The 9,514-nt window shown below is 53.2% G+C and carries 12 protein-coding genes; 3 read left to right on the forward strand and 9 right to left on the reverse strand.

Going from position 1 to position 9,514, the window contains the following annotated elements; all coding sequences use genetic code 11:
* Nucleotides 1-38: 38 nt before the first annotated feature.
* From AB4Y96_RS20315 to AB4Y96_RS20325, 3 genes are all read left to right on the forward strand, one after another.
* Nucleotides 39-845 (forward strand): ATP-binding cassette domain-containing protein, encoded by an 807-nt coding sequence (locus tag AB4Y96_RS20315; RefSeq protein WP_091881701.1) that lies wholly within the window; start codon nt 39-41, stop codon nt 843-845.
* 53 nt (nt 846-898) lie between these two features.
* Complete coding sequence (locus AB4Y96_RS20320) at nt 899-1,702, forward strand: ABC transporter permease (protein ID WP_162700403.1); 804 nt, start codon at nt 899-901, stop codon at nt 1,700-1,702.
* Nucleotides 1,703-1,809: 107 nt separating this feature from the next.
* Entirely contained in the window at nt 1,810-2,325 is a 516-nt protein-coding gene (locus AB4Y96_RS20325; protein ID WP_244518375.1) for a hypothetical protein, read from the forward strand.
* A gap of 3 nt (nt 2,326-2,328) precedes the next feature.
* On the opposite strand, the gene pqqE is transcribed toward AB4Y96_RS20325, so the two are convergent.
* The 9 genes from pqqE to AB4Y96_RS20370 form a co-directional block, all read right to left on the reverse strand.
* Complete coding sequence (gene pqqE / locus AB4Y96_RS20330; protein ID WP_441919479.1) at nt 2,329-3,441, reverse strand: pyrroloquinoline quinone biosynthesis protein PqqE; 1,113 nt, start codon at nt 3,439-3,441, stop codon at nt 2,329-2,331.
* Nucleotides 3,438-3,737 carry a pyrroloquinoline quinone biosynthesis peptide chaperone PqqD gene (gene pqqD, locus AB4Y96_RS20335; RefSeq protein ID WP_091881712.1) on the reverse strand — a complete coding sequence of 100 codons (300 nt, stop codon included), beginning with the start codon at nt 3,735-3,737 and terminating at the stop codon, nt 3,438-3,440. Before pqqD ends, pqqE begins: the two co-directional genes overlap by 4 nt.
* Entirely contained in the window at nt 3,734-4,489 is a 756-nt protein-coding gene (gene pqqC / locus AB4Y96_RS20340) for a pyrroloquinoline-quinone synthase PqqC (RefSeq protein ID WP_091881715.1), read from the reverse strand. The genes pqqD and pqqC overlap by 4 nt, the downstream gene beginning before the upstream one ends.
* Complete coding sequence (pqqB, locus tag AB4Y96_RS20345) at nt 4,486-5,424, reverse strand: pyrroloquinoline quinone biosynthesis protein PqqB (RefSeq protein ID WP_091881718.1); 939 nt, start codon at nt 5,422-5,424, stop codon at nt 4,486-4,488. Before pqqB ends, pqqC begins: the two co-directional genes overlap by 4 nt.
* Before the next feature lie 101 nt (nt 5,425-5,525).
* Nucleotides 5,526-5,621 carry a pyrroloquinoline quinone precursor peptide PqqA gene (locus AB4Y96_RS20350; protein ID WP_105734839.1) on the reverse strand — a complete coding sequence of 32 codons (96 nt, stop codon included), beginning with the start codon at nt 5,619-5,621 and terminating at the stop codon, nt 5,526-5,528.
* Between the two features lie 77 nt (nt 5,622-5,698).
* The gene (locus AB4Y96_RS20355) at nt 5,699-6,280 is read right to left on the reverse strand and encodes a PQQ-dependent catabolism-associated CXXCW motif protein (RefSeq protein WP_441919481.1); all 582 of its coding nucleotides are present in this window, start codon (nt 6,278-6,280) and stop codon (nt 5,699-5,701) included.
* Nucleotides 6,258-7,121 (reverse strand): substrate-binding domain-containing protein, encoded by an 864-nt coding sequence (locus AB4Y96_RS20360; RefSeq protein WP_441919482.1) that lies wholly within the window; start codon nt 7,119-7,121, stop codon nt 6,258-6,260. Before AB4Y96_RS20360 ends, AB4Y96_RS20355 begins: the two co-directional genes overlap by 23 nt.
* Nucleotide 7,122: 1 nt before the next feature.
* Complete coding sequence (locus AB4Y96_RS20365; RefSeq protein WP_227988904.1) at nt 7,123-7,596, reverse strand: c-type cytochrome, methanol metabolism-related; 474 nt, start codon at nt 7,594-7,596, stop codon at nt 7,123-7,125.
* A 198-nt stretch (nt 7,597-7,794) separates the two neighbouring features.
* On the reverse strand, nt 7,795-9,514 hold a 1,720-nt coding region (locus AB4Y96_RS20370), incomplete at its 5' end, for a methanol/ethanol family PQQ-dependent dehydrogenase (protein WP_441919483.1).

Here is a 9,514-nt window from a genome sequence, read left to right on the forward strand (position 1 = left end):
AAACTGACAAGAGAATAGGATAGCAAGGGTGGAGCTTGATGGGTCCAAATGCCGGATTGAAGACTGTTCACGACAGATCATTGCCCGACGCGAATGTACCGGCGCTGGAGCTTACTTCAGTAAGCTATTCCTATGGCAGGCGCCAAGCGCTGGACAACATTTCGTTCTCAATAGCGCCCGGCCGTTTTGCGGTGCTCTTGGGTTTAAACGGCGCAGGCAAGACAACGCTGTTTTCCTTGATCAGCCATCTGTTCGCGACCCGCAATGGTCATATCCATGTATTTGGCAATGACATAGACCGGAAATCCGGAGAGGCATTGCGGCGCCTTGGCATTGTCTTTCAGGCCCGGACTCTTGATCTCGATCTGTCGGTACATCAAAATTTGTCCTACCACGCGTCGCTTCACGGAATTGGATCACGCGAAGCCAATACGCGTATCCACGACTTGATGCAATCAATCGACATGAGCGACCGCCTGCACGAAAAAGCCCGAAGCCTCTCGGGCGGTCAAATCAGACGCGTTGAAATCGTTCGCGCCCTGTTGCATCAGCCTTCGTTGCTGTTGTTGGATGAGGCAACGGTCGGCCTTGATATCAAGTCGCGGGCGACGATCCTCGGCGATATCCGTAAATTGGTGGAGCAGAAAGGGATTAGTGTCCTGTGGGCAACGCATCTGATTGACGAAGTCAATCATGCCGATCAAGTCATTGTCATCAATCAAGGCAAACTCGTCGCCAACGGCACCACCCACGATGTCGTCAAAGATGCAGGTGCGGATACTATCAATGAAGCGTTCTCACGGCTCACGGGCATAATTTCCCTGAACGTCGGAGGTCATCTATGACAGAGATTTCGGGCAACATCTCGATCCCCACCGGATATAGCCGCTTTGGCCTAATGCAGTATCTCGTTTGCCTCAAAGGTATTCTTATTCGGGAAGGACTTCGTTATCTCCACCAGCGTGAGCGCTTCATCTCATCCCTTGTAAGGCCACTGCTCTGGCTCTTCATCTTCGCAGCGGGTTTTCGTCAGGTTCTTGGCGTCTCGATCATTCCGCCTTATCAGACCTATGTGCTCTATGAGGTTTACATCACGCCGGGACTATGCGGAATGATCCTGTTGTTCAGCGGCATGCAATCCTCCCTCTCCATGGTTTACGATCGGGAAATGGGCAATATGCGCACGCTGCTGGTGAGCCCGTTTCCACGCTGGTTCCTGCTGATATCCAAGCTGCTCGCCGGTGTCGCCGTCTCGATTGTCCAGGTCTACGCATTCTTGTTCATCGCGTGGTTCTGGGGAGTAAAAGCGCCGCCAGCCGGTTATCTCTTGACGCTGCCCGCACTTTTCCTTGCAGGTATGATGCTGGGGGCTCTCGGCATGTTGCTTTCCTCCATGATCAAACAATTGGAAAACTTTGCCGGAATCATGAATTTCGTGATCTTCCCGATGTATTTTGCCTCCTCCGCGCTTTACCCGCTCTGGCGCGTGCAGGAAGCAAGCCCCCTGCTCTACAAGATATGTCTGCTCAATCCCTTTACCTACGCTGTCGAACTGGTGCGGTTTGCCTTTTACGGGAAGATCGAGTGGATGTCCTTCATCGTCGTCTGTGGGTTCACTCTGGTTTTCATTACCGGTGCTATTATCGCTTATGATCCGTCGAGAGGCCTCGTCATCAAGAAGCAAGAGGGAGGAAACAATTGAGACGGTCCCGGATTATCGCCACCAGTATTCTCCTCTATGCCGCTTCGGTCGCAACGTCGTTCAGCGCAGCACAAAATGATCCAACCTGGCCATGCGTGCAGCGCAAAGTGCCCGAATTGTCGGTTGGCCAGGTTTGGAGCGGTCCGGATATTCCTGAAACCGCAAAAAGCTGGAATGACGATACAGTAATCCATGCTCTGGTCGATGAATTGGCGGCACGGCGTAATCCATTGGACGTTGCGCAAAAGAAAATCGTGGCGTTTGCCGGTAGCCTGCCGAAGGACCAGTTGAATGACAAGATGCTGCTGCTGTTCCAAGGCTTGTTTGATACGCTGAACCGTGAACGCGAACAGGTGATTTCAGGAATTGCACGTTATGCCGGCAAGCAACGTCAAATGGCCGATGATCTGCGCAAGGAAGCTTCCAGGGTCGACGCAATGCGTGCCAAAGCGGATACCGATCCGGATGATCTCGACCGGGCTAACGAACGACTGACATGGGAAACCCGCGTCTTTGAAGAAAGAGTACAGTCACTGACTTATGTTTGTGAAGTACCGACAATCATCGAACAGCGGCTATATGGTCTATCGAAGACCATAGGCCAATCAATGCCTAAGAAATAGCGTTCATACGGAGGTCTCTACCTCCTTACCAATACGACGATAGACGAATGCATCCGATGTAGCCGTCTCTATTGCTTCACCAATCAGCGCGGCCATCCGTGCATGCAAGGGCGATTTGATACAGGCTGGATCAGTCGCGGCTGCGTCACCCGCAATTGCCATCGCCTGACATCGGCAGCCACCCCAATCGATCTCCTGCCGGTCGCAACTGCGGCATGGTTCCCGCATCCAGTCTGTGCCGCGAAACGCATTGAACGCGGAAGATTCATGCCATATGCGACTGAGATTCCAATCTCCAAAACGTTCAAAGTGCAGCGATTTGATCGTCGCAGCGGCATGGCATGGCAAAACTGTTCCATCGGGTGCAACCATGAAGGCATCCCTCGCCCATCCGCCCATGCAAGGCTTGGGATAGACAGCGAAATAATCGGGTGTGACGAAATCGATCGCCATAATGCCCCGCAGACGCTCCTGCGCCTCCCCGACAATCTGCACTTGACGCTCTACCGCTTCGCGTTCCGGCATCAAAGCCTTGCGATTGAGGAGTGCCCAACCGGCATATTGCACATTGGCAATCTCAAGGCGCTCTGCACCGAGAGAGAGCGCCAATTCGATAAAATCAGGAACCTCCTCCATATTGTGCCGGTGGATCGGTGCATTGATTGTCAGCGGCAAACCCGCTGCGCGAACTCGTCTGGCCGTTTCCAGCTTCTTTTCGTGTGCCCCGCGCGCATGACCGATTTTCTCTGTGGTCGCGGCAACAGCGCCCTGAAAACTCAACTGGATATGATCAAGCCCCGCATCGGCGAGTGCCTCAATACGTCCTTCGGCAATCCCTACCCCGGCAGTAATGAGATTGGTATAGACACCGCGCCTGGCGAGACTGGCAACCAGCTCGTTCAAATCCGTCCGTAAGGTTGGTTCACCGCCAGACAGGTGCACCTGAAGCACGCCGAGGTCCGCAGCCTGTTCGAACAGCGCGATCCAGGCCGCAGTATCCATTTCCCGATTGGCCTTCAGGAGTTCAACAGGGTTCGAGCAATAGGCACATTGTAGCGGGCAGCGGTGCGTCAATTCTGCCAGCATGCCAATCGGAGGAAGTACAGGGTCTGTCATAGCGTCACCAGAAACTTGTCGGACCATTCTTGCAGGAAGGCGCTAACGTCGGGTGCAATTTCTTCCTGATCCGCCGCATATTGATCGGCGAGAAATGTGACCAGCTGCGCAACCGTAAGGCGGCCGTCACAGAGCCGTAAAATGTCGAGGCTGACTTCATTTGGCCAGAATACTTTTTCCGGCGATAACAATGCCCAGGCCTCGCGCACTCCATCATATTGCAATCGCACATGTGGCCTTAGCATGGGCTGCGATTGCATCGACACGATGGCACGGGAGCGGATTGTTTCAGTCATGCGGGCTCCGGCACGAAGGCACCGGGCGGAATATTGCCCTTTTCCCCGTAAGCATGAGCCAGCGCATCAAGCATGGCCCAGAGCACGTCACATTTGAAGACGAGTGAGTCGATCACCGCCTGCTGCTTTTCGGCATTGTTGGCGTGTTTCATCACATAGGCGAGGGCGAAATCGGAATCGCGAGAGGCGAGTGCCGGTCGTTTGTCGAAATAGGCAAGTATATCCTTGGTCACGTACTCATATTTCGCCAGCATCGCCGGAACACGTTCGCTGATAATAACCGGTGAGAATAGCTCGGTCAGCGATGATGCAACCGCTTCGAGCAATGTGCGGTTTGTGCAATAGGTGAGGTAAGCGCCAACGGCAAAGCGAGTGGCTGGCAGTACGAGCTTTTCGCTTTTCACCATATCGGCATCAAGGCCCAGACCGGTGGCCAGCTTGAGCCAGCGTGCGATGCCGCCGTTCCAGCCATCGTCACCGTCATGATCTTCTATACGCTTGCGCCATTCGGCGCGAAACTCCGGGTCCTCCGAGCGCATGATGATGGCAGCATCCTTGCGCGGAATGACCGACTGGTAGGAATAACGGTTAAGTGCCCAGGCCTGCATTTGCCCCTTGGTCAGGGCTCCGCTTGTCATCTGGTGATGCAGGGGATGACGATTGTGATAGCGTGCAGCACCCACAGCACGCAGAACCTCTTCAAGCTGTGCCGGGGACAATCCGTTGCGTGCAGCGTCGTCAAATTCACTCAAAATCTGACCTCCATACCATCGAATGCTATTTTCCAACCCGCGGCGACGACAGCTGCATGTTCCGTTGACGCGGCGTCTAGAATGGGATTGGTGTTGTTGATGTGAACATAAATCCTGTTGCGGATGCCAAGATCCATCAAAGCCGCCAGTGAGCCATCTTCCCCTGAAATGGATATGTGCCCCATCCGGGCACCAGTCTTTGTGCCAATGCCTGTGGTGATCATCTCATCGTCGGTATAAAGGGTACCGTCAAAGAGCAGGCAATCTGCCCGCTCCAGCTTTGACTTGAGTGCTATATCAATACGCGCACAGCCAGGAATATAGAATGCCGACCGTACATCGCCTTTTGAGGAAAGGCGGAGCCCTATTGTATCGCCGTCCTGCGTACCAAAGCCGTCCGTCGCTTTGGTCTGATCTTCAAGGAACAGTGCCACCTTGCCGGGCACCGTAAAAGTATCGACGGCGATGCCTGTGGATTTCCCCGTTGCATCGAGAATATCCGTTTGCGCACCAATCTTCAGTTCGCGGCGATCAACGATTGACCGGTCAAGGACGTTGAAGATGGAATTGGCTTCAAGCACCTCAAGAACACGCCCTGTTGCATAGAGTGCGAATGGTTCACGTTCGCGCAAACTAAGCAGCCCGGCGATGTGGTCAACATCAGCATTGGTCAGAACCACCGCTCGTATCGGTGTTGCGCGAAAAGGTCCGTTTTCTGGCGGCTGAAGTTCAGGTGTCGCGGCGATCTGCTGACGTATATCGGGTGAGGCATTAAACAGCACCCAGTCTACGTTGTTCACACTGGCAGCAAGACTGGACTGGGTCCGGGTACGAAAGTTCGTTTGACCATTCCACGCACCGCGGCTTAATCGATAATTGCAATTCCATTGGGGAAACCCGCCTCCGGCCGCGGAGCCGATTATTTTCAATCGCATGGCAGGCAAATCCCCAAACAGCTGGAAATCACTTTCCAGAGTATTGCATGAAATCGGGAACTCGCCCTGCGCGATTGATCACGCAGGGCGAAGACTGGAGATTACTTCTTGGTCTTCAGTTCAGCGGGCATGTAACGTGTAAGTTCCATACCAGCTGCAACCTGACACATGGTCGGTTTTGTCCAAGTTTTCTTCATGCTAGTCTCCTTTTATTCGAAGACCACCAGGGTGATCCTCCGCCGCCATCGTACGCCATCATGGCGCAAGATTGAAATTAATGGGGTTCATTTTTTTGTGTAACCTGCCCTGCCGCAATCCAGCCATCAGTGCCAAGCGGATACCAAAACACGGACTGGTATCCCCATTCGACTGCCCTTTTGGCGGCATTCCACGACATCCAGCAGTTCTCCATACAGTAAAAAAGCACCCTTCTTGTCTTGTCCTGACCGAGACGCGATTCCAGCCCCTTGCGGAAATAGATTTCGGTCTCCTTGTTCAAAATTCCGTAGCCTACATTTGCCAGCCAGATGCTCCCCGGAATATCTTCCCGAACCTTATCTCTCCACACGGTCCCGGCCGGAAGGTTCGCCGGTTTAGGATCATGCGGTAGAACATCGACAAAAATCGTCGACTTGTCTTTCCATCGAGCAATTACCTCGTCCGTCGTTACGACCGTCGCTCCCTTTAACGTCACCGGAACCGGTGCGCGGTAGTCCTCAGTCCGGTACTCTTCTGGCTCTGGTGGACCCTGTTCAGCACCCGCCCGACCGACAGCTGCATTGATCAAAATGATCGCCGCGGCGAAACAGTTCCACATCGCTTTGCCCAACGGGCTATTGCGTGATCGGTTTGTCATTTTCGTCCATCAACGGAACATGGTATTCAAGTAATATCCGATTGATCTCCGGCTGGTTCTCCTTGATGACCTTGTTTAACGTGCGCTTCCATTCCTGATCGGACGGGCGCACACCCATCGTGATCCGGTACGCCATATGCCCGGACTTTTCCTTTGCCAGCGAGACCACCGCCAGATCGGGATTGATCTCGTTCGCATAATAACCAGCCATCGGTCCCCAAAGGATCGCCACATCTATCGTACCCTTCATGAGATCCTTGATCATGACATCCGCCATGGATGGCGCGAGCCTTGTATCCACCATCAGGGGATAGGGAAGCACATTGCGCATATAACCAACCTTGGCGAGATTGGCCGCTGGGGGTGTTCCGGCAACAACACCGATCTTCTTGCCCGCCAGCTTTGTGTCTTCAATCGACATTACATCATCAAGTCCAGAACCCTTCTTGAAGAGCATGACATAGGTCGAGCGATAGTAAGCGTTGGTATTCTGTACAAGTTCATCGCCCTGTGCATAGCCCATTATAATATCGCAATGATTGGATCGCAGTGTATTGCGAACAAAGCCGGTCGCCATGGGGTACCATGTATAGGCCACCGACTTCCGTCCGGTTTTGGCAGCGACCAGTTCCGCTAATTTGTTTTCAAATCCTTTGCCGCTTTGATCGGAAAACGGCATATTTGAAGGATCGGCACACACACGCAGTACGTCCGGATCAACAAGTTCACCAGCGGCTCCTAACCCCGCCCCCTGTGCCAGAGCACCCGAGGGTATGGCGATGCCCGCTACTATCAGCAACGCGACAAACCACTGCCGGAGAGGCCTTGTATGCTGCGTCATCTCACCCACCCATACATGAATCTTCCGCCTGCTTGGCGGCGGCGGGCTTGTCTTCATGCTTTGCGGGCCGTCCTCGCGGAAGGTCGCCCACAGCACGCGAGCGTAGATAGACGTAAAGATCATCCATGTAGCAGTAGACATTCTTGTTATCGCCGAAAGCAGGCATCACTTTGTCATTGCCATTGCTCAGGTTTTTACGACCGCCCGCAACTATTCCCATAAAATCGGCATAGGACATCGTCTTGAGTGAATTGGCGAGAACCGGCGCAAAAGATGACCCAGCCCCATCCGCTCCATGGCAGACATTACATTCTGAATTGAAGCGGCGATAACCACTGTAGGTATACCAATCGACAGTTCCATCCGGTTGTATCTTGAATGTGGGATTCCCGTCTTTGTCGGCATATTTACCATTGTCTTCAGAAGCAACCGCGGCAGCTGCCTTGTCGTCGGCGTAGCTGCTACCTTGTCCCATCAGGAGAGCAAGAGCAGCTGTAACAGTCAGAAGTGTTGTTCGAATCTGCATCCGGTAACCTCGCATTCACTCCATCAGAGCAACACCTCGCAGTGTCGGCTCAACGGCTATGATTGATCATTAATTGTCGGTCAGGTGACACGAGGGGCCCGGCCTCGTTAAAACCGGGCACCCTGTTTTGGTGTCAATTCGCCCCTATTATTCGGGGACCGCAAAGACGGTCAGCTGACCGCCCAAAGCCGTATAGTCGGAGAGACCAGCATAACCGCCGACCGCACCCAGACCATCCGTGCCTTTTGTCAGGCCGGCCGCAAGACCGATACCAGCCCAGCCACCAACACCGGACAGAACGGCAACATATTGTTTGCCCTTATGTTCATAGGTAGTGACGTTGCCGATAATGCCGGAAGGAGTCTTGAATTTGTAGAGTTCCTTGCCGGTCTTATCGACTGCCTTCAGATAGCCTTCAAGTGTACCGTAGAAGACCACATCGCCATCGGTTGCAAGAGCGCCTGACCAGACCGAAAATTGCTCGGGCTTGGACCAAACGATTTCACCCTTTGCCGCATCCCAGGCAATGAAGTTACCCATGCCGCCATGGCTGTTTGGAGCAGGATACATGGAAAGCGTTGCACCGATATAAGGCTGACCGGCGGTATAGCTGACCTTGTAAGGCTCGTAATCCATGCAGACGTGGTTGGTCGGGACATAGAAGAGTTTCGTCTTCGGGGAATAAGCAGCGGGCTGCTGATCCTTTGTACCGAGAGCAGCAGGGCAAATACCTGTTGTGTTGACGTCTTCACCCTGTTTTGCCGTTGAGTACTTATCAACAACGATAGGACGGCCATAGTCCTTGCTGTTCTTGTCCATAACGACTTCAGTAGCCCAATTAACGGCCGGATCGTACTTCTTGGCAACCAGAAGTTCACCGGTCGCCCGGTCCAGCGTATAGGCAAAGCCATTGCGGTCGAAATGCACGAGAACATTACGATCCTTGCCGTCGATCTTGATACCGTCTGCCAGAATCATCTCATTGACACCGTCATAATCCCACTCATCATGTGGGGTCATCTGGTAGAGCCATTTCGCCATGCCCGTATCGGCATCGCGAGCCATAATGGTCATGGACCATTTGTTATCACCCGGACGCTGGCTTGGATTCCATGTGGATGGGTTACCCGTGCCATAATAGATGAGGTTCAATTTGGGATCATAAGAGTACCAACCCCAAGTTGTTCCACCACCGATCTTCCACTGATCGCCTTCCCAGGTTTTTGTGCTGGAATCTGCGCCCACCGGTTTACCGAGCTGTGTTGTCTTTTCCGGATCGATCAACGTGTCTTTATCAGAACCAATTGACCACGCACGCCAGGCTTGCTTGCCATCCTTGATATTATAGGCAGTCAAAGCACCGCGAACACCAAATTCACCACCGGAAATACCGACGATGACCTTATCTTTCACCACCATTGGAGCCGAGGTACCGGATTCACCTTTGCTGCCGTCGGCTGCTTCGCCGTTTTTCACGGACCATTCAGGTTTTCCGGTTTTTGCATCGAGAGCCACAAGTGTTGTGTCTGCCTGATAAAGGAAGATCTTGCCGTCACCATAGGCTACGCCGCGATTAACGGTATCGCAGCACATGATGGGAATAACATTTGGATCCTGTTTGGGCTCATACTTCCATAGGATCTTGCCGTCATTGTTCAGGTCAAGCGCATAGACGGTATTAGGATAGGGGGCATGGACATACATGACATCCCCAATGATGAGCGGACCACCTTCGTGGCCGCGCAGCACGCCTGTCGAAAACGTCCAGGCGACCTGAAGGTTCTTGACGTTATCCTTGTTGATTTTGTTAAGTTTTGAATATCGGGTATTTGCATAATCGCCGGTCTGGATTGCCCAGTCCTTGGAA

The sequence above is a fragment of the Phyllobacterium sp. TAF24 genome (assembly GCF_052113785.1).
Lineage (GTDB): Bacteria > Pseudomonadota > Alphaproteobacteria > Rhizobiales > Rhizobiaceae > Phyllobacterium.

Bases quoted from the DNA above. Each gene is read 5' to 3' on its own strand.
- AB4Y96_RS20315 (WP_091881701.1), top strand. From the start codon at position 39: ATGGGTCCAAATGCCGGATTGAAGACTGTTCACGACAGATCATTGCCC.
- AB4Y96_RS20320 (WP_162700403.1), top strand. From the start codon at position 899: ATGCAGTATCTCGTTTGCCTCAAAGGTATTCTTATTCGGGAAGGACTT.
- pqqE (WP_441919479.1), bottom strand. From the start codon at position 3,441: ATGACAGACCCTGTACTTCCTCCGATTGGCATGCTGGCAGAATTGACG.
- pqqD (WP_091881712.1), bottom strand. From the start codon at position 3,737: ATGACTGAAACAATCCGCTCCCGTGCCATCGTGTCGATGCAATCGCAG.
- pqqB (WP_091881718.1), bottom strand. From the start codon at position 5,424: ATGCGATTGAAAATAATCGGCTCCGCGGCCGGAGGCGGGTTTCCCCAA.
- AB4Y96_RS20350 (WP_105734839.1), bottom strand. From the start codon at position 5,621: ATGAAGAAAACTTGGACAAAACCGACCATGTGTCAGGTTGCAGCTGGT.
- AB4Y96_RS20355 (WP_441919481.1), bottom strand. From the start codon at position 6,280: ATGACAAACCGATCACGCAATAGCCCGTTGGGCAAAGCGATGTGGAAC.
- AB4Y96_RS20360 (WP_441919482.1), bottom strand. From the start codon at position 7,121: ATGACGCAGCATACAAGGCCTCTCCGGCAGTGGTTTGTCGCGTTGCTG.
- AB4Y96_RS20365 (WP_227988904.1), bottom strand. From the start codon at position 7,596: ATGGGACAAGGTAGCAGCTACGCCGACGACAAGGCAGCTGCCGCGGTT.